19 protein-coding genes are annotated in these 19378 nt (G+C 71.2%); 2 read left to right on the top strand and 17 right to left on the bottom strand.

The features are described 5' to 3' along the window. Positions 1-5 precede the first annotated feature (5 nt). From gltB to trpC, 7 genes are all read right to left on the bottom strand, one after another. Positions 6-4538, bottom strand: coding sequence for a glutamate synthase large subunit (gene gltB / locus AC4BGC_RS19785; RefSeq protein ID WP_490557319.1), 4533 nt, complete (start codon positions 4536-4538; stop codon positions 6-8). Positions 4539-4714: 176 nt separating this feature from the next. Then, positions 4715-5092 (bottom strand): hypothetical protein, encoded by a 378-nt coding sequence (locus AC4BGC_RS19780; RefSeq protein ID WP_490548553.1) that lies wholly within the window; start codon positions 5090-5092, stop codon positions 4715-4717. Beyond that, positions 5089-6039, bottom strand: a complete 951-nt coding sequence (lgt, locus tag AC4BGC_RS19775) for a prolipoprotein diacylglyceryl transferase (protein ID WP_490557318.1) — start codon at positions 6037-6039, stop codon at positions 5089-5091. Before lgt ends, AC4BGC_RS19780 begins: the two co-directional genes overlap by 4 nt. Beyond that, positions 6036-6668 carry an SCO family protein gene (locus tag AC4BGC_RS19770; RefSeq protein ID WP_490557317.1) on the bottom strand — a complete coding sequence of 211 codons (633 nt, stop codon included), beginning with the start codon at positions 6666-6668 and terminating at the stop codon, positions 6036-6038. The genes lgt and AC4BGC_RS19770 overlap by 4 nt, the downstream gene beginning before the upstream one ends. Next, positions 6661-7494: a tryptophan synthase subunit alpha gene (trpA, locus tag AC4BGC_RS19765; protein WP_490557316.1), complete on the bottom strand. Its 834-nt coding sequence runs from the start codon at positions 7492-7494 to the stop codon at positions 6661-6663. Before trpA ends, AC4BGC_RS19770 begins: the two co-directional genes overlap by 8 nt. Further along, on the bottom strand, positions 7491-8753 hold the full coding sequence (trpB, locus tag AC4BGC_RS19760; protein WP_490548549.1) for a tryptophan synthase subunit beta: 1263 nt from the start codon (positions 8751-8753) through the stop codon (positions 7491-7493). The genes trpA and trpB overlap by 4 nt, the downstream gene beginning before the upstream one ends. Continuing rightward, positions 8750-9553: an indole-3-glycerol phosphate synthase TrpC gene (trpC, locus tag AC4BGC_RS19755; protein ID WP_490557314.1), complete on the bottom strand. Its 804-nt coding sequence runs from the start codon at positions 9551-9553 to the stop codon at positions 8750-8752. The genes trpB and trpC overlap by 4 nt, the downstream gene beginning before the upstream one ends. A gap of 149 nt (positions 9554-9702) precedes the next feature. On the opposite strand from trpC, the gene AC4BGC_RS19750 reads away from it, so the two are divergent. Further along, positions 9703-10302: a DUF4190 domain-containing protein gene (locus AC4BGC_RS19750; RefSeq protein WP_490557313.1), complete on the top strand. Its 600-nt coding sequence runs from the start codon at positions 9703-9705 to the stop codon at positions 10300-10302. Between the two features lie 16 nt (positions 10303-10318). Here the strand turns inward: AC4BGC_RS19750 and AC4BGC_RS19745 are convergent, their stop codons facing one another. The 7 genes from AC4BGC_RS19745 to AC4BGC_RS19715 form a co-directional block, all read right to left on the bottom strand. Continuing rightward, complete coding sequence (locus AC4BGC_RS19745) at positions 10319-10792, bottom strand: DUF2752 domain-containing protein (RefSeq protein ID WP_490557312.1); 474 nt, start codon at positions 10790-10792, stop codon at positions 10319-10321. Between the two features lie 17 nt (positions 10793-10809). Continuing rightward, a complete protein-coding gene (locus AC4BGC_RS19740) occupies positions 10810-11004 on the bottom strand; it encodes an HGxxPAAW family protein (RefSeq protein ID WP_490548545.1) in 195 nt (64 codons plus the stop codon). A gap of 85 nt (positions 11005-11089) precedes the next feature. Next, positions 11090-11689, bottom strand: coding sequence for a Trp biosynthesis-associated membrane protein (locus AC4BGC_RS19735; RefSeq protein WP_490557311.1), 600 nt, complete (start codon positions 11687-11689; stop codon positions 11090-11092). After that, positions 11682-12029, bottom strand: coding sequence for a phosphoribosyl-AMP cyclohydrolase (gene hisI / locus AC4BGC_RS19730; protein ID WP_490557600.1), 348 nt, complete (start codon positions 12027-12029; stop codon positions 11682-11684). Before hisI ends, AC4BGC_RS19735 begins: the two co-directional genes overlap by 8 nt. A 223-nt stretch (positions 12030-12252) precedes the next feature. Beyond that, complete coding sequence (locus AC4BGC_RS19725; protein ID WP_490557309.1) at positions 12253-12918, bottom strand: fasciclin domain-containing protein; 666 nt, start codon at positions 12916-12918, stop codon at positions 12253-12255. Between the two features lie 127 nt (positions 12919-13045). Next, a complete protein-coding gene (locus AC4BGC_RS19720) occupies positions 13046-14905 on the bottom strand; it encodes an ABC transporter ATP-binding protein (protein ID WP_490557308.1) in 1860 nt (619 codons plus the stop codon). Next, positions 14902-16677, bottom strand: a complete 1776-nt coding sequence (locus tag AC4BGC_RS19715; protein WP_490557307.1) for an ABC transporter ATP-binding protein — start codon at positions 16675-16677, stop codon at positions 14902-14904. Before AC4BGC_RS19715 ends, AC4BGC_RS19720 begins: the two co-directional genes overlap by 4 nt. Before the next feature lie 133 nt (positions 16678-16810). On the opposite strand from AC4BGC_RS19715, the gene AC4BGC_RS19710 reads away from it, so the two are divergent. Continuing rightward, complete coding sequence (locus AC4BGC_RS19710) at positions 16811-17464, top strand: TIGR03085 family metal-binding protein (RefSeq protein ID WP_490557306.1); 654 nt, start codon at positions 16811-16813, stop codon at positions 17462-17464. Here the strand turns inward: AC4BGC_RS19710 and AC4BGC_RS19705 are convergent. Genes AC4BGC_RS19705 through AC4BGC_RS19695 form a run of 3 tightly spaced genes read right to left on the bottom strand, consistent with a single transcriptional unit; the run spans position 17409 to position 19250 of the window. Continuing rightward, positions 17409-17855 carry a PadR family transcriptional regulator gene (locus AC4BGC_RS19705; RefSeq protein WP_490557305.1) on the bottom strand — a complete coding sequence of 149 codons (447 nt, stop codon included), beginning with the start codon at positions 17853-17855 and terminating at the stop codon, positions 17409-17411. The genes AC4BGC_RS19710 and AC4BGC_RS19705 overlap by 56 nt on opposite strands. 2 nt (positions 17856-17857) lie before the next feature. Next, entirely contained in the window at positions 17858-18304 is a 447-nt protein-coding gene (locus AC4BGC_RS19700; protein ID WP_490557304.1) for a hypothetical protein, read from the bottom strand. Positions 18305-18356: 52 nt separating this feature from the next. Next, positions 18357-19250, bottom strand: a complete 894-nt coding sequence (locus AC4BGC_RS19695) for a VldE C-terminal domain-containing protein (RefSeq protein ID WP_490557302.1) — start codon at positions 19248-19250, stop codon at positions 18357-18359. Positions 19251-19378 lie beyond the last annotated feature (128 nt).

The following is a 19378-nucleotide window of genomic DNA, read 5'->3' as shown; positions in this document are numbered from 1 at the left end:
GGCTCTCACCCATGGAGCGAATCCATCATCGCGGTGGCGACCTCGTTCTCCTCGAGCCCGTCGGCCTCGGCCTTCGCCTTGGCCTCCATCACGACGCGGTAGTCCCGCGGGATCACCTCGGTGAACCTGGTCAGCGCGGTCTCCCAGTCGGCGAGCAGCTCCTCGGCGATCTCGGAGCCGGTCTCCTCCAGGTGCGTGCGCACCAGGTCCTCGAGCTCGCCGGCCGCGTCGCCGCTGACCGGGCCGAGCTCGACGAGCTCCTTGTTGACCCGGAAGTCCTTGAGGTCCAGGACCCAGGCGACACCGCCGGACATGCCGGCGGCGAAGTTGCGTCCGGTCTTGCCGAGGACGGCGACCCGGCCACCGGTCATGTACTCGCAGCCGTGGTCGCCCACGCCCTCGGTGACCACGGAGGCCCCGGAGTTGCGGACGGCGAAGCGCTCCCCCACACCTCCGCGGATGAAGATCTGCCCCGAGGTCGCGCCGTAGGCGATCGTGTTCCCCGCGATGATCTGCTTGGACGCCTCGAAGGTGGCGGCGCGGTCGGGACGTACGACGATCCGGCCTCCCGAGAGCCCCTTGCCGACGTAGTCGTTGGCGTCGCCCTCGAGCCGCAGGGTGATCCCCTTGGGCACGAACGCCCCGAAGGACTGCCCCGCCGAACCGACCAGGGTGATGTCGATGGTGCCCTCCGGCAGCCCCTCGCCCCGGTAGCGCTTGGTCACCTCGTGACCCAGCATCGTGCCGACGGTGCGGTTGACGTTGCGGATCGACACCTGGGCCCGGACCGGCTCACCGTTCTCCAGCGCGTCCGCGCTGAGCCGGATCAGCTCGACGTCGAGCGCCCGGTCGAGACCGTGGTCCTGCGGCTTGACGTTGCGCCGGGCCGTGTCCTCGTGCAGCTCGGGCACGTGGAAGATCGGCGAGATGTCCAGCCCGGCGGCCTTCCAGTGGTTGACCGCCTCGGCGGCGTCGAGCACGTCGGCGTGGCCGATCGCCTCGTCGAGACTGCGGAAGCCGAGCTCGGCGAGCAGCTCACGAACCTCCTCGGCGACGTACTCGAAGAAGTTGACGACGTGCTCGGCCTTGCCCGCGTACCGCTCACGCAGCACGGGGTTCTGCGTGGCCACTCCCACCGGGCAGGTGTCGAGGTGGCACACCCGCATCAGGATGCAGCCGGAGACCACGAGCGGAGCCGTGGCGAAGCCGTACTCCTCGGCGCCGAGCAGGGCCGCGACGATGACGTCCCGGCCGGTCTTGAGCTGGCCGTCGGTCTGCACGACGATCCGGTCGCGCAGGCCGTTGAGGAGCAGCGTCTGCTGGGTCTCGGCCAGGCCGAGCTCCCAGGGTCCGCCGGCGTGCTTGAGCGAGGTCAGCGGCGCGGCACCCGTGCCACCGTCGTGGCCCGAGATCAGCACCACGTCCGCGTGCGCCTTCGAGACACCCGCGGCGACCGTGCCGACACCCACCTCGGCGACGAGCTTGACGTGCACGCGCGCCGACGGGTTGGCGTTCTTGAGGTCGTGGATCAGCTGGGCCAGGTCCTCGATGGAGTAGATGTCGTGGTGCGGCGGCGGGGAGATCAGGCCGACGCCCGGCGTGCTGTGCCGGGTCTTGGCCACCCACGGGTAGACCTTGTTGCCCGGCAGCTGCCCGCCCTCGCCCGGCTTGGCGCCCTGGGCCATCTTGATCTGGATGTCGTCGGAGTTGGTCAGGTAGTCGGAGGTGACGCCGAAGCGTCCCGAGGCAACCTGCTTGATCGACGAGCGGCGCTCGGGGTCGTAGAGACGCTCCGCGTCCTCGCCGCCCTCACCGGTGTTCGACTTGCCGCCGAGCCGGTTCATCGCCACGGCCAGCGTGGTGTGCGCCTCCTCGGAGATCGAGCCGTAGGACATCGCACCGGTGGAGAACCGCTTCACGATCTCGGAGACCGGCTCGACCTCGTCGATGTCGATCGGCTCGCGGCCGGTGGCCTCGGAGTCCTTGAACCGGAACAGCCCGCGCAGCGTCATCAGCCGCTCGGCCTGTCCGTTGACCCGGGCGGTGTACTGCTTGAACACGTCGTACTTGCCGGCCCGGGTGGAGTGCTGGAGCCGGAAGACGGTCTCGGGGTCGAACAGGTGCAGCTCACCCTCGCGGCGCCACTGGTACTCCCCGCCGACCTCGAGCTCGCGGTGGGCCGGGGCGATGCCGCCGACGGGGTACGCCGTGCGGTGCCGCAGCGCGACCTCCTCGGCGATCACGTCGAGGCCGATGCCACCGAGCTTGGAGGTGGTGCCGGTGAAGTACTGGTCGACGAGCTCCTGGGAGAGGCCGAGGGCCTCGAAGATCTGCGCGCCGGTGTAGGAGGCGACGGTGGAGACGCCCATCTTCGACATCACCTTCAGGACGCCCTTGCCCAGCGACTTCACCAGGTTGGCGACGGCCTTCTCGGGCTCGACCTTGACGTAGTAGCCGTCGCGAGCGAGGTCCTCGACGGTCTCCATCGCCAGGTAGGGGTTGACCGCCGCGGCGCCGTACCCGATCAGGGTGGCGACGTGGTGCACCTCGCGGACGTCACCGGCCTCGACGATGACGCCGACCTGGGTGCGGGTCTTCTCTCGCACCAGGTGGTGGTGAACGGCTGCGGTCATCAGCAGCGAGGGGATCGGCGCCTTGGTGGCGTCGCTGTGCCGGTCGGAGAGCACGATCACGCGGGCTCCGGCCGCGATCGCCTCGCTGACCTCGGTGCAGATCTCCGCGAGCCGGTCGGCCAGGGCGGCCCCGCCGCCCTTGACGTCGTAGAGACCGCGGGAGACGTGGGTGATGAACCCCGGCATGTCGCCGTCGTGGTTGATGTGCCGGATCTTGACCAGCTCGTCGTTGGTGATCACCGGGAACGGCAGCACCACCTGCCGGCACGAGGCCGGCGTCGGGTCGAGCAGGTTGGCCTCGGGGCCGATGGTGCCGTTGAGGCTGGTCACCAGCTCCTCACGGATGGCGTCCAGCGGCGGGTTCGTCACCTGCGCGAACAGCTGCGCGAAGTAGTCGAACATCAGCTTGGGCCGGTCGCTGAGCACGGCGATCGGGGTGTCGGTGCCCATCGAGCCGATCGGCTCGGCCGAGGTGTTGGCCATCGGCGTCAGCAGGACGCGCAGCTCCTCCTCGGTGTAGCCGAAGATCTGCTGGCGCCGGGTCACCGAGGCGTGGGAGTGGATCACGTGCTCGCGGTCGGCGATGTCGGCGAGCTTGATCAGCCCGGCGTGCAGCCACTCGTCGTAGGGGTGCTCCTCGGCGAGCTCGGTCTTGATCTCCTCGTCCTCGATGATCCGGTGCTCCTCGGTGTCCACGAGGAACATCCGGCCCGGCTGCAGCCGGCCCTTGCGGACCACCTTGGCGGGATCGATGTCGAGTACGCCGACCTCGCTGGCCAGCACGACGAGGCCGTCGTCGGTGACCCAGTAGCGCGAGGGACGCAGGCCGTTGCGGTCCAGGACGGCTCCGACCTGGGTGCCGTCGGTGAACACCACGCACGCGGGCCCGTCCCAGGGCTCCATCAGCGCGGAGTGGAACTCGTAGAACGCACGGCGCTTGGCGTCCATCTCGGTGTGGTTCTCCCACGCCTCCGGGATCATCATCAGCACCGCGTGGGGCAGGCTGCGACCGCCGAGGTGCAGCAGCTCCAGCACCTCGTCGAAGGAAGCGGAGTCCGAGGCGCCGGGGGTGACGATCGGGAACAGCCGCTCGAGGTCGCCCGGGATCAGGTCGGAGTCGAGCAGCGCCTCGCGGGCGCGCATCCAGTTGCGGTTGCCCATCACGGTGTTGATCTCGCCGTTGTGGGCGATGAACCGGAACGGGTGCGACAGCGGCCAGCTCGGGAAGGTGTTGGTCGAGAAGCGGGAGTGCACGACGGCGATGGAGCTCTCGACGCGCTCGTCGACCAGGTCGGGGAAGACGTGGTCGAGCTGGTCGGTGGTGAGCATGCCCTTGTAGGCGATCGTGCGGCTCGACAGCGACGGGAAGTAGGCGTCGGTCTCGCGCTCGGCGCGCTTGCGCAGGCAGAAGGCCAGCCGCTCCAGGCCCATGCCGAGGATCCGGCTGCCGGTGGCCGCCACGAACAGCTGGACGAAGGTGGGCATGCAGTCCAGGGCCGTCTGTCCCAGGGAGGACGGGTCGGTCGGGACCTCGCGCCAGCCGAGGACGGTGAGCCCCTCCTCCGCGGCGATCTCCTCGATGCGCTCGCGGATCTTCGCGACCTGCTCGGCGTCACCGGGGATGAACGCGGTGCCGGCCGCGTAGGAGTTCTTCGCCGGCAGGTCGAAGTCGACGACCTCGCGGAAGAACTTGTCAGGGACCTGCATCAGGATCCCGGCGCCGTCACCGGAGTTCGGCTCGGCGCCAGCGGCACCGCGGTGCTCGAGGTTGCGCAGGGCTGTCAGCGCCATGCTGACGATGTCGTGGCTGGGAACGCCCGTGAGTGTGCCCACGAAGGCCACGCCACAGGCGTCGTGCTCGTGCGCCCCGTCGTAGAGCCCCTGGGGCGGCGGGAATGCCTGCATGTGCATTCTCCCGTCGTCGATCGGCGCACTCCGGGTGACCCACGGGAGGTGCGAGGTGAGTGAGCATGCGTGTGCTGCTGGGACGACATTGGCCCATGCGGATTTTCAGCCTACAGGAGGTCTTCGGGGTGCTCCCAGCCCGATTCGCGAGACGAACTTCTCACTCTGCGGGCGGTTCAGGCGGCGTCGTCGACCGCAGCCGGGCTCCGGCGGCGGCGTACGAGATCGACACCGGTCATCACCAGCGCCAGCGCGGAGAACGCGAGGAGCACGGCGGCCCGCTCCGGGTGCACCAGCGAGGTCGCGAGGACCACCACGAGGAAGACCACGCACCACTCCTCGCGGGCGCCGTACTTCAGGCCCACCAGGACCGCCAGGCCGACGGCGAGACGGACCAGGGTGAGCACCAGGAACCACAACGGCAGGTCGTCCTTGAACAGGTCGAGCACCCCGAAGAGCATCAGGGCGGGCACTGCGCGCACGGCCCAGACCAGCGTCCAGGCCCGCGGCTGCTCCTCGGGCTTCTCCCGCGACGGGCTGTCGGCCTGGCTCACGGTGCGTCGCCGGTGGAGCGGGGTGCCACGGACGGCGTGCCGGTCTCGGACGGCTCGCCGCCGGTGGTGCCGTCAGCCGGCTCCCGGCCCTCGCGGTACGGCGAGGGCTCCCGGCCCGGGCCGCCGCGGTGCCGCAGCGTCGTCACCACGAAGTACGCCGCCGCCAGCGTGAACAGCACGATGGAGGTCCACACGTTGAACCGCAGGCCGCCGACGTCCTGGAGCTCGACCGGGTCGATCCGCAGGTCCTCGATCCAGCCGCGGCCCAGGGTGTAGAGCATCACGTAGAGCGCGAACACCCGCCCGTATCCGAGCCGGAAGCGCCGGTCGGCCCAGAGCAGCAGCGCGATCGCAGCCAGGTTCCACAGAGCCTCGTAGAGGAACGTGGGGTGGAAGGTGGCGAACTGCTCGTAGCCGCTGGGGCGGTGGTCCGCGTCGATCTCCAGGCCCCACGGCAGGGTCGTCGGCTTCCCGAACAGCTCCTGGTTGAAGTAGTTGCCGAACCGGCCGATCGCCTGGGCGAGCAGCAGGCTGGGGGCCAGGGCGTCGGCGGCCGGGCGGACCAGGATGCCGTTGCGCCAGCAGTAGAACCAGGCGCCGAGCAGCCCACCCGCGATCGCGCCCCAGATCCCCAGGCCGCCGTTCCAGATCTGCAGCGCCCCCCAGGGGTCCTTGCCCTCGCCGAAGTAGAGCGCGTGGTCGGTCGCGACGTGCCACGCCCGGGCACCGATCAGTCCCGTGGGCACCGCCCACAGGGCGAGGTCGCCGATCTGGCCGGGCTGGCCACCGCGAGCGACCCAGCGCCGCTCACCGGTCCACACGGCCGCCACGACGCCGAGGATGATCGCGAGGGCGTAGGCCCGGATCGGCAGGGGCCCGAGGTGCCAGACACCCTCGGACGGGCTCGGGATGGACAGCACGGTCATCTGTGCGACTAGCTCGTTCATCGGTCCGCCTTCAGGATTGTGCGCAGGTCCTCGGCCATGTCCGCGGGCGAGGTCGCCCCCGTCCAGACCAGGTCACCGGCAGCCTCGCGCACCGAGACCACGACCGTCGAGTGGTCGACCTCGTAGCCGCCGCTCGGCAGCTTGCGGCCCTTCTTGACGTGCACGGACATCGGCTCGGCAAGGGCGTTGATCTGGTCCAGCGAGCCGGTCACGCCGATGAAGGTGGGGTCGAACCGGTCCAGGTAGGTGCGCATGGCGGAGCGGGTGTCACGGGCGGGGTCGGTGGTCACGAACGCGACCTGCAGCTGCTTGCGCTCGGACTCGCTGAGCCTGGTCATCGCCGAGGCGATGGTGCTCATCACGACCTGGCAGATGTCGGGGCAGTTGGTGTAGCCGAAGAACACCAGGGTCCGTCGCGGCTGCTTCGACAGGTCGAACGGCTTTCCCTCGGTGTCGGTGAGCTCGATCGCCGGGACGGCGTACGGCTTCGGCAGCGCGATGCCCTTGTAGCCGTCGTCGTTCGAGCTGGTGACCGTGGCCGCGGGACCGGTGTCCTCGGTCGCGCCGCAGCCCACGAGCAGCAGCGCCGTCACCGCGGCCACGAGCCCTCGAGCGGCCCGGCTAGCCACGGCGCACCCCCGCGGCGAGGTCCTCGGTGAGCGTGGCCAGCGCCTTGAGGCCGGCCGCGTGGTCGGGCCCGTCCAGCAGGGTCCTGACGAAGGCCGAGCCCACGATCACCGCGTCCGCGTAGGCGGCCACCTCGGCCGCCTGGTCACCGTTGGAGACCCCGAGCCCCACCCCGATCGGGAGGTCGCTCACCGCGCGGGTGCGGGCGACCAGCGGGCCGGCGAGGTCCGAGGTGGTCGCGCGGGCACCGGTCACCCCCATCACCGCGGTCGCGTAGATGAAGCCCCGGCAGGCCTGCGCGGTGTAGCGCAGGCGCTCCGGCGTCGACGACGGAGCCACCAGGAAGATCTTGTCCAGGTCCCGGGCGTCGGCCGCGGCGATCCACTCCCCCGCGGAATCGGGAGTGAGGTCGGGGGTGATCAGGCCAGCGCCGCCGGCGCTGGCGAGGTCGGCGGCGAACCGGTCCACGCCGCTGCCCTGCTCACCGCTCCTGCGGCCGTAGTGCTCCACCGGGTTCCAGTAGGTCATCACCACGGTCGGGGTGCCGGTCGCGGCGACCGCCTCCACCGTCCGCAGCACGTCGCTGGTGCGGACGCCGCCCTCGAGGGCCTGCAGCGCCGCGGCCTGGATGGTGGGGCCGTCCATCACGGGGTCGCTGTAGGGCAGGCCGACCTCGATGATGTCGCAGCCGGAGTCGACCATCACCTTCATCGCCTCGATCGAGCCCGCGACGGTCGGGAAGCCGGCGGGCAGGTAGCCGACCAGCGCGGCGCGGCCCTCGTCCCGGGTCCTCGCCAATGCGCTCGCCGTGCCCACTGGGTTGCTCACTTCGCACCTTCCGCGATCTGTCGTTCGGTCGCGGGCTGCGGGGTGCCGTCGGTGCTCGCCTGGCCCAGCCCGAACCACTCGATGGCCGTGCCCATGTCCTTGTCGCCGCGCCCGGAGAGGTTCACCAGGATCGTCGACCCGGGGCGCTCCCGGGCGAGCTCGACCGCTCCGGCGACCGCGTGCGCGGACTCGATCGCGGGGATGATGCCCTCGGTGCGCGCCAGCAGGGCCATCGCGTCCATGGCCGCAGCGTCGGTCACCGGCCGGTACGTCGCCCGGCCCGTGTGGGCCAGGTGGGCGTGCTCGGGGCCGACCCCGGGGTAGTCGAGACCGGCCGAGATCGAGTGGGACTCCACTGTCTGCCCGTCCTCGTCCTGGAGCACGTAGGTGCGCGCGCCGTGGAGCACACCGACGTCACCGGCCCAGATGGTCGCGGCGTGCCGATCGGTGTCGACGCCGTCGCCGGCGGCCTCGAACCCGAAGACGTCGACGGACTCGTCCTTGAGGAAGGCGGTGAACAGGCCGATCGCGTTGGACCCGCCACCGATGCACGCCACCACCGAGTCGGGCAGCGCGCCGGTGAGCTCGAGGCACTGCTCACGCGCCTCGTCGCCGATCCCGCGGCAGAAGTCGCGGACCATCGCCGGGAACGGGTGCGGGCCCGCCGCGGTGCCGAAGCAGTAGGCGGTGTGGTCCACGCTGGAGACCCAGTCACGGATCGCCTCGTTGATCGCGTCCTTGAGGGTGCGCGACCCCGAGGTCACCGGAATGACCTCCGCGCCCAGGAGCTGCATCCGGGCCACGTTGAGCGCCTGCCGGTCGGTGTCGACCTCGCCCATGTAGACGGTGCACTCCAGCCCGAGGTACGCCGCAGCGGTCGCCGTCGCGACCCCGTGCTGCCCGGCACCGGTCTCGGCGATCATCCGGGTCTTGCCCATCCGCTGGGTGAGCAGCGCCTGGCCGAGGACGTTGCGGATCTTGTGCGCGCCGGTGTGGTTGAGGTCCTCGCGCTTGAGCAGGATCCGGGCACCCGCGTGCTCGCTGAGCCGGGTGGCCTCGAACAGCGGGCTGGGCACCCCGGCGTACTCCCGCAGCAGCCGGTGGAACTCGTCGGTGAACGTCGCGTCGGCCATCGCGTCCTGCCAGGCCACCGTCAGCTCGTCGAGGGCGGCCATCAGCGCCTCGGGCATGAAGCGACCACCGAAATCGCCGAAGCGGCCCTCGGCGTCGGGGCCGTCCAGGTGTGGCTCTGGGCTCATCGGACCTCTCCTCCTGCAACTGCGCCTGCGGCCCTGATCGCGGCCACCGCGGCGCGGGGGTCACCATCCTTGACCAGCGCCTCGCCGACGAGCACCACGTCGGCTCCTTCGGCGGCGTAGCGCGCCGCGTCCTCGGGTCCTGCGACCCCTGACTCGGCCACCTTCACGACGTCGCCGGGAAGCTGTGTCGCCAGGCGCCCGAACACGTCGCGGTGGACCTCGAGGGTCTTCAGGTTGCGGGCGTTGACCCCGACGAGGTCGGCGCCCACCTCGAGGGCGCGCACCAGCTCGTCCTCGTCGTGCACCTCGGTCAGCACGGTCAGTCCCAGCTCCCGGGCCTGCTGGTGCAGCTCCCCCAGCAGCGACCCCTCGAGCGCCGCGACGATCAGCAGCACCAGGTCGGCACCGGCGGCGCGTGCCTCGTGGAGCTGGTAGCCGGTGACCACGAAGTCCTTGCGCAGCACCGGCGTGGGCACGGCTGCGCGCACGGCACGCAGGTCCTCCAGGCTGCCGCCGAAGCGGCGCTGCTCGGTGAGCACCGAGATCGCGGCGGCACCCCCCTCGGCGTACGCCGTGGCGAGGGCAGCCGGGTCGGCGATGTCGGCCAAGGCCCCCTTGCTCGGGGAGCGGCGCTTGACCTCCGCGATCACCGAGAGACCCGGCGCACGGAAGGCCGGCATCGGGTCCCGCGGCGCGGGCAGCTCCCGGGAAGCGGCGACGAGCTCGGCCTCGCTGGTGCGCGCCTGGCGCACGGCGAGGTCCTCGCGCACGCCGGCGACGATGTCGTCGAGCACGGACATGCAGGGACCCCCGAAGCGAGCTGAAGACGGACGTGGATGAGGGACTGCGCCGAGGCAGCCGCCAACCCCAAGGTTCTCACACACGGGGGAATGGATAGATTCGTGTGGTCTAGGGCGACACGCTTGGGCGTACTGCGAAGGGACACCAGATGAGCAACGACTACCCACCTCCCGGTTCCGGCCAGGACCCCGACGACGAGTCCCGCCAGCCGCCACCGCCGCCCGGGCCGCAGTGGAACCCGCAGTCCGCCGGCACCCCGCCGCCGAGCTACGGCGAGTCCGAGCCCCCCGGGTACGGCCAACCCGGCTACGGGCAACCCGACTACGGGCAGCCTGACTACGGGCAGGGCCAGCCCCCGGCGTACCCGCCGCCGCCCCCCGGCGCACCCGGCAACTACGGCCAGGGCGGCTACGGCCAAGGGGGTTACGGACAAGGGGGTTACGGACAGGGCGGCTACGGCCAGGGCGGCTACGGGCAGCCCCAGCAGACCTCCCCGCTGGCGATCGTCTCGCTGGTCCTCGGCATCGTCGGCATCTGCTGCGGCCAGCTGTTCGTGCTGAGCATCGGTGCCATCGTCACGGGGTTCATCGCCCGCACCCAGATCAAGCAGTCGCCCCAGCTCAAGGGTGACGGGCTCGCCCTCGCCGGCCTCATCGTCGGCGTCATCGGCATCCTGGTCGGCATCGGCTACTGGGTGCTGTTCGCCGTGGGCGCGCTCGACGGCGCGGTCACCCTGGACACACCCTAACCGTGAGCCGGTCCGGCTAAGGGGCCAGCCAGCTCCCCCAGGCGAGGTTGCGGAGCACGCTGAACGCGACCACCGCCACCACGGCCAGCCCGATCCAGACCGCCGTGAGCCGGCGTGCCCGCGCGGGCACCCGGGCACGGACGGCCGGGCCGCCCGACCACGCGCGCGCCGCCCACCGCGACCACCAGAGCAGCAGCACCGGCACGGCGAGCACGAACAGCAGGTTGCTGCTCAGCGCACCCAGGAGATCTGCGTTCGTCAGGTCGTTCACGGCTCGCAGGCCACCGCAACCGGGGCAGTACTGACCGGTCAGCGCCAGCCAGGGACAGCCTCCCCAGCTGCCCGAGACGTGCGGGTCGCGGAAGTGCAGCGCGAGCGTGGACCCGCCGATGATCGCCGCGGTGAGCACGGGTCCGCGCATCCGCTCCCGGCGCGTCCGCGCCGCCGGCGAGGTGCCGGGTTCAGGGAGCCAGGTGGCGGGGTGCTCCATGCGTCACGAGCAGGCGGTCAGTGCCTGCTGCTGCCGTAGCCGATCTTGGTGAGGATGCCGAAGACGACCAGGCCGATCGGGACCAGCACCACGCCGACCCAGAAGGTCAGCCAGCTGCCGGCCATCAGGCCGATGCCGCCCACCACGAACCCAGCGAGGGCCACGACGACCGCTGTCCACGCTGCTGGGGTGTTGCCGTGGTTGTCGGACATGGAGCTCCTCGGGTCGTCGGTTGCGTAGGGGGGTGGCTACGTCTGCTGCATTCTAGTGGGGCCGCAGCCGGGAGCGCGCCAGCGGTCACCCACGGCCGGTGTCGGTGGGATCGCGTCCCTCGTCCTGGGCGCGCCACAGGTCGCGCTCCGGCTCCAGACCGCCCTCACCGACCGTGGACGCAGGGGCCCCGGGGGCGTCGTACCGGCTGCCCATCTCGGGCCACCGGCCGACCAGGCGTACGGCGAGCACCGCCGGGACCACCGCCACGACCGCGCACACGGCCGTGGTCACGAACCAGCCGTTGAACCCGGTGTCGGGGGCTCCGCGGCCCATCAGCTCGTCGAAGGAGTCCCGGGCGGCGTCGGGAAGGGTGAGGTAGCCGGCGATGACCGAGCCCACCAGGGCGAGAGCCGCGACCAGGGTCAGCCATGCGAAGACCCGGCGCACCAGTCCGCGCGTGACCAGCAGCACTCCCCAGGTGGCCAGCAGGACCAGGCTGACGGCAGCGGCCAGCGGATACCGGGTGCCGGTGTCCATGGCGGCCACCGCGCCGTCGCCGGAGGAACCGTGCCCGCCGCCACCGATCCAGGGCTTGGCGCTGCCGACCGCGGCCAGGACCGAGGAGGCGAGGCCGAGCAGGACCACGGGACCGAACGTGCCGCGTCCCGGTGCCGGTTCAGTCACCGGGAGGCCCACCGAGCAGGAGGTCGCGGTCGAAGCAGGTGTCGGCACTGGTGTGGCAGGCGGCCCCGGTCTGGTCGACCTTGACCAGCAGGGTGTCCCCGTCGCAGTCCAGCCGGACCTCGACCACGCGCTGGGTGTGCCCGGAGGTCTCGCCCTTGACCCAGTACTCCCCGCGCGAACGGCTCCAGTAGGTGCCTCGACCGGTGGTCAACGTGCGGTGCAGCGCCTCGTCGTCCATCCAGCCGAGCATCAGCACGGTGCCGGTGTCGTGCTGCTGGACCACGGCGGGGACGAGCCCGTCGGGGGTGCGCTTGAGTCGCGCGGCGATGGCGGGGTCCAGCCCGGACGCGGCTGCGGGACCTGGCTGGGACGGCTGGCGGTCAGTGGTGCTCACTCCCCCAGTATCCGTGACCGGTGTCCGGGACCCGCCCCGGGCGCGCTACGGCCTGCCCGGGTGCCCGTCCCGGCTGCCTTCCGGGCATTCTTCCGGACATTCTTCCGGGCAGCCGAACGGGCAGCCACCCGGGTGAGTGGCTGCCCGTCCGGAGGGGGTCAGAGGTTGATCAGAGGTTGATGGGACGCAGCACGCGGTCGATGCCGTGGCCGATCTGGCGGCTGTTCTTGTTGATGTTGCGCGCGTTCTTCTTGATCACGGCGTTGCGGGCGTCGGGGTCGCGGTCGACCAGCGCGATCCGGCCGTGCTTGCGCACGTTGACGCCCAGGGTGGCGCCCTGAGCCGTCTTCAGGGTGGCGCCGTCGGCCTTGCGGGCCTGGGCGTAGGTGATCCGGGCCCCCGGGACCACGTGGTAGAGCAGCACCTGCTCGATCGTGTCGACGCCCGCGGCGGCGACGAGCTTGTTGAAGGTGCCGGACTCCCGCGCGGGCAGCTTCCCGGTGAGGCTGTGCACGAGGCGGCGGAAGGCACGGTCGGTCGGCAGGAAGGCCGTCAGGGTCACCGAGCCGTCCGCGAGCACGGCCACCGCGCTGTCCGGCTTGGCCTTCAGCACCGCGCCGACGGCCTTGTCGAGCACGTCGTAGTCACCCCAGTTGCGGTCGAAGCGCTGCCCGTCGGCGGCGAGCACCGTGGCGAGGCTGCGCTGCTTGAGGGCCTTGCCCGCCTGGGCGGGCGCCGGGGCCGCGCTCGCGGCGTTGGCAGGAGTAGCGGGAAGCACCGTGAACATCGTTCCGACCACGGCAGCAGCGAGGGACGAGCTGAGCAGTTTCTTCATGGGATGTGCCTTCCTCGGGTGGATGGGCGGCCGGGTTCGGTGGTTTCCGACCCGCTCCATACGAGGTCTTCGGTGCCCGTGTCCCCGCGGTTTGGCGCGAGGTTGAAGTTTCTTCGACTTTTTTCGGCTACCGGGACTGCTGGGCCACCCAGGAGCTGTGCAGCCGGGCGTACACGCCGGGCACGCCGTCGTCGTCGTGCTGGTGGACCAGCTCGGCGTGCGGGCCGCGCTGGACCACGCGCCCCTGGTCGAAGACGATCACCTCGTCCGCGCTCTCCGCGGTGGAGAGCCGGTGCGCGATCGTCACGCTGGTGCGGCCGGACATCAGCCGCTCGAGGGCACGCCCGATGCGCATCTCCAGGGCGGGGTCGACCGCACTGGTCGCCTCGTCGAGCACGAGCAGGTCGGGATCGGCGAGATGGGCACGGAGCAGGGCCACCAGCTGCCGCTCCCCCGCGGAGAGGGACTCGCCGCGCTGCCCGACGCGGGTGTCGAGTCCCCACGGCAGCCCGTCGAGCCAGTCCCCGATGCCGAGCTCCTCCGCCGCGGCCACGATCTCCTCGCGAGTGGCGTCGGTGTCGCCGTACCGGACGTTCTCGAGCAGGGTGGAGTCGAACAGGAAGCCCTCCTGCGGCACCAGGACGACCCGCCTGCGCAGGGAGGCGAACTCGACCTCGCGGATGTCGACGCCGTCGAGGCGCACCACCCCCGAGGTGGGGTCCATCAACCGGGTGAGCAGCTTGGCGAAGGTGGTCTTGCCGGAACCGGTCTCCCCCACCACGGCCACCCGGCTCCCGGACTCGAGGTGCTCGGTGACCTCGCGCAGGACGAGCGGGCCCCCGGGGTAGCCGAAGGAGACGTCCTCGAACTCCACGTCCATCGCACCGCGCGGCAGCGACTGGCCCGAGGGTCCGGGATCGTCGAGGTCGGCGGGGGTCTCCAGGATGCCGATCACCCGGCGCCAGCCCGCGATCGCGTTCTGGGCGTCGGTGAGCACCTGGGTGCCCATCTGCACCGGGCCCACGAACAGCGTCACCAGGAACGCGAACCCGATCACCTCACCGGAGGTGATCTTGTCGTCGAGCCCGAGCATGATCCCGAGGATCAGCACCCCCGCGTTGGCCAGGCCGGCCGAGACGCCGCCGAGGCTGAACGAGAACGCGGTCAGGCCCTGTGCCTTGGTGGCGGCGACCCGGTTGACCGTGATCGCCTCGTCGATGCGCTCCTGGGTGCGCTCCTCGATGCCGTAGGTGCGCACCGTCACCGCGCCCACCACTGGCTCGGAGATCGCGGACAGCATCGCCCCCACCGAGCGCCGGACCACCCCGTAGGCGGCGGAGAGCCGCTTCTGGAAGTAGCCCAGCGAGAGGAACAGCGGCAGGAAGCAGATCCACACCAGGATCGTGAGCTGCCAGGAGTAGAACAGCATCACCACGGTCGCGAGCAGCACCTGACCGACGCTGATGATGCCGAAGACGCCGCCGAAGACCAGGAACTGCGAGACCTGGTCGACGTCGCTGGTCACCCGGGAGACCAGGGCCCCGCGGTGCTCGGTGTTCTGGGTCAGCAGGGGCAGGTCGTGCACGTGCCGGAACGCCTTGATCCGCAGCGTGGCCAGTCCCCGCTCGGAGGCGGTGAACAGCCGCGCGGTCATGAAGTACGACGAGACTCCCGTCGCCACGATCGCGAGCGCCGCGAGCACCGCCATCATGCTCACGAAGGACACGTCGACGCCGTTCGGGCCGTTGAGCCCCCGGTCCAGGGTCTGCTGTACCGAGATCGGCACCACCACCCGGCCGGCGGTGCCGATCACCGCGAGCAGCAACGTCCAGCCGTAGCCGGCCGAGAGCTCGGGCGAGAACGCCAGCCCTCGCCGGATCGTCTCGATGGCGCCGATCTCCTCGCCGCTGTCCACACTCGTGCCGAGGGCGGTGAGGTCGTCCGGTTCGAGGTCGGCTCCGTCGGAGCTCGTCGTCGCGGTGCTCACGGGGCCACCTCCTCGGTCTCGTAGGCGTTGACCAGCGTCGCGTAGTCGGGGTTGCGTCGCAGCAGCTCCTCGTGGATGCCGCGATCGGCGATCCGGCCGTCGTGGAGGAAGAGCACCTCGTCGGCCAGCGCGATGGTCGCCTTGCGGTAGGCGATCAGCAGCAGCGTGGAGTCGCCTCCGCGACGGCGCATCGCCTCCAGGATCCGGGCCTCGACCTCGGGGTCGACGGCCGAGGTGGCGTCGTCGAGCACGAGCAGTCGCGGGCGGCGTACGAGCGCGCGGGCGAGGGAGAGCCGCTGCCGCTGCCCGCCGGACAGCGTCGCGCCACGTTCGCCGAGCCGGCTGTCGAGGCCGAGCGGCAGCGCCGCGACGAACCCGTCCGCCTGGGCCGTGCGCAGCGCCTCCCAGACCTCCTCGTCGGGCAGGTCCGCGCCGAGGGTGACGTTGCCGCGCACCGTGTCGTCGAAGAGGAACGCACTCTGCGGCACCAGCGACACGTGGCCCGCGAGCTCACCGGGCGCGAGGTCGCGCAGGTCCTGCCCGTCCACCCGGATCGATCCGCGGTCGGGGTCGACGAGCCGGGTGACCAGGGAGGTCAGCGTGCTCTTCCCCGACGCCGTGGCGCCGACGACCGCCACCGTGCGACCGGGCGGCACCGAGAAGTCGACCTCCTCGAGCAGGCGCTGGCCCTCCACGTAGGTGTAGCCGAGCCCGTCGACCTCGAGCGCGATGCCCTCGGGCCGCGACGACATCCGGGCGTCGCCGTACGTCGTGTCGCTGACCGTGTCCAGCACCCGGTGCACCCGCTGGTAGCCGACCACCGAGCGCGGGAACTCCCCCAGCAGCCACCCGATCGACCTGATCGGGAAGGCCACGATCGTGAGCAGGTAGGCCACCGTGACCACGTCACCGGGGTCGGCGGCGCCGGAGCGCACGCGCAGCACGCCCACACCCAGCACCGCGAGCACCCCGAGGTTGGGCAGGCTCTCCAGGAAGGGGTCGAACGCAGCGCGGATGCGACCGGCCCGGATGCCCTCGTCGCGCAGCACCCGCGCCTTGGCCGCGAAGCGGTCGGTCTCCTCACTCTCCCGGCCCAGCGTCTTGACCACCATGGCGCCGTCGAAGGACTCGTGGGCGATCTCGCTGAGCTCTGCGCGCAGCGCCTGGATCCTGGTGAAGATCGGCGAGGACATCCGCTGGAACCAGACGTTGACCAGCATCACCAGGGGGAAGACCAGCAGTCCGACCACGGCCATCGCGATGTCGGTGAACAGCATCTGGGCGATTGCGATCACCATCATCGCCAAGGTGCCCACCGCCATCGGCAGCGGCGCGATCGGCGCCCAGGCCGCCTCGACGTCGGAGTTCGCGTTGGAGAGCAGCTCACCGGTCGGGTGCTTGTGGTGCCACGACATCGGCAGGTCGAGGTACTGGCGGGTGACCTCGCGGCGGTAGGCGGCCTGCATCCGGTACTGCATGATCCCCGCGCCCAGCCGTCGCGCCACGATGCCCACGGCGCGCAGGATCGCGACGCCGAGGAACAGCGCGAGGATGGCGATCAGCCCGCCGGTGGTGGTCGCCCCGGTCTCGAAGGCGGGCAGAACGACGTGGTCGGTCGACCAGCCCAGGACCCAGGCGTCGGCCACGGTGAGCGCGCCGAACAGCACGCTGCCGAGCGTGGACAGGGTGAACACCCAGGGTTCACGCCGGATGGCGACCCCGAGCACGCGGAAGCCGCCCAGCAGCGTGGAGGCGGTCTTGGCGCTGCTCAAGGACGCAGCGGTTCAGGTGAGGTCGACACAACGAGTGCAACCCTAGAAGGGGGTCCATGCATTCCACACATCACCTTCCGTGTGCTGCGACTGCCGGGTCGTCCAACAGGGCCGAGCGCCCTAGGATCACTACATGGAGCCGATGTCGCGCACTGAGCGCGCAGCCCTCTGCAACACCGCGCTCGAGTCCGGGGAGCATGCCCCGACCCTGTGTGGCGGCTGGACCGTCAAGGACCTGGTGATCCACCTGCTGGTCCGCGAGCGCGACCCGATCGGCGCATCGGGGATCCTGGTGCCGAAGCTGGCAGGGGTGACCGAGCGTGCCTCGCGCCGCCTGCACCGGCAGGACTTCACCGCGCTGGTCGAGCGGGTGCGGAGCGGACCGCCGAAGTGGTCCCCGATGGCGGTCCCGCCGCTGGACCGCGCGGTGAACACGTTGGAGTACTTCGTCCACCACGAGGACATCCGCCGAGCGGCCCCGGGCTGGGCGCCGCGCGAGCTGACCGACCGGGAGCAGAAGGCGATCTGGAAGTCCGTCGCCGTGGCCGGCCGGGGCCTGGTGCGTGGGGTCGAGGCTCCCGTCGAGATCCGCTGGTCCGCCCCGAACGGGCCGCGCACGGCGGTCCTGCGCAAGGCGCCCGGCAAGGACACCGGCCCCGCCGTGGTCAGCGGTCCCCCTGCGGAGCTGGCGCTCTTCCTGTTCGGGCGGGACCAGTACGCCGGCCTGGAGTTCACCGGTCCCGAGGACTCGGTGGCCGCACTGCGCGGGGCGACGCTCGGCCTCTGAGCCGGTCTGGGGCCCTGAGGACCGCCGGGAGAACCGCCGGGTCCGGCAGGGCCACGAGGTGCTCACGCACGCCCGCGAGGAACTCGGCGCCGAGGGCGGTGACCGAGAGCTCCTTGCGCTTGGCGCCGGTGCGGGGAGCGTCGACGTCGCTGCTGCTCAACAGACCGGAGTCCTCGAGCCGCTTGAGTGTCCGGTAGAGACCTCGCTCGGTGACCTGCCACCCGGTGGTGTCCGTGACCGCCTGCGCCACGGCACCGACCCCCACCGGCTGCTGCCCTGCGACCACGGCCAGGATGACCGGGGTGAGCATCGACTTCTTGTAGGTCTCGACCCACGAGTCGACTCGGTGGGAGACCCACTCCTCGCTCTCGCCGGGACGCCGCCCGGACACGCTCAGTCCTCCCAGCCGCGGCCCAGGACCGACCCCACGAGGTGGATCAGGAGTCCGGTCCCCCAGGCCGCGCTCATCACCAGGGTGGCGCCGAACCACGGGGTCGCCAGCAGCTCGTGTGCAGCGGCGTCGAAGCCGCCGTCACCCGAGCCGTGCGCCAGGGTGGGCAGCACCGCATGCGCGTTGAACGAGGTCGTCACCGTGACGAAGGCGATGGCGTGGACCAGGACGGCGCCGAAACGCACGTGCGCCAGCCGGTGGCGGTTCCCCCGGGCCCAGACTGCGGCAGCGACCGCGACCAAGGCGGTCAGGATGCTGGCGAGGACGGTGATCTCGCCGCCGGTCGTCGCGATCACGGCCTGGACCAGGACCATGGCCGCGACCAGGGCGAGCGTGTACGGCAGCAGCAGTGACCGCGCGTCGGTGCGCGCTTCGGCATAGGTTGTCATGCAGGTACTGTACCAATGGTTCAGTACCTGCGGAACGAACAGTAAGGTCCGCTCAGTGCACCATGATGTGCACGTGGTCGAAGTGGTTGGCGGTCGCCGACCCACGGTCCGACATCGGCCGGAAGCCCTCTCCGGAACGCTGGCTGGTCCAGATCCGCTGCGCCCAGATGATGTCGAACAGGTCGAGCTCGGCGCGGTGGGCGTAGAGGAAGTCCGCGAGCCGCTGGCCGAGGGATGAGCTGGTCACCATGAAGTCGATGGCCTGCCCGTTCACGTGCTCACCGTGGCCGTCCTGGCCGCCGTACGACGAGAGCTCGGGGAACGCGGCGCACGCCGCCCGGTAGACCTTCACCGCGGAGGCCTGCAGCCCGGACTCGATCGAGGAGCCGTCCGGGCACGGCTGGTTGCTCAGGCCGATCGCCTCGGGAGCCTTCTTGCGGCTGAGGTAGTCGGCGGTCACCCAGCGCGGCACCTGGTTCACGATGACCTCCGCGAACCCGCCGGTGCGACGTCCGGTGATCGCCACCTGCTTGCCCTCCTGGAGCAGCCCGGCCACTCGCGCCTTCGCCCGCGGCTCGATGCGCAGGTTGAGGTCACCGGTGGTCCACAGCTTGCCCTTGGGCTTCGGCAGCCGGTTGTTGACGAGGGGGACGCGGGCGGTGGAGCGCGAGGTGCCCAGCGTCCGGTCCATCACGCCGCGGGTGGCGTCCTGGGCGAGGCGGTCGGTGGCCGGCGTCGCCGAGGCCGCACTCACGGCCGGAGCGGGCCGGGCGGCGCTCGGACTGGTCGGCTCGGACCGGCCCAGGTCCGTGGTCACGACCCCGGTGCCGACGGCGAGGACGGTGACCAGGGGCGCGGACGCCAGGCTCAGCACGCGCCGGCGGTTCGTCTCCGACTCGACGGCGTGCCTGCCACGGGAGCTGGCTCGCAGCCTTCGTTGGAGCACGGGTGTTCCTCATCGTTCGGGGGCAAATGACCCGAACGATGCAACCACGACAAGCGATCAACTAACTACACCTGTCTACCGAACTGTGCAGTGAGTTATCCCACGCCACCAGGCTGACGGAGCGTCGG

The organism is Nocardioides sp. Z38_18, from assembly GCF_058215695.1.
This window is presented reverse-complemented; position numbering and strand designations above follow the sequence as displayed.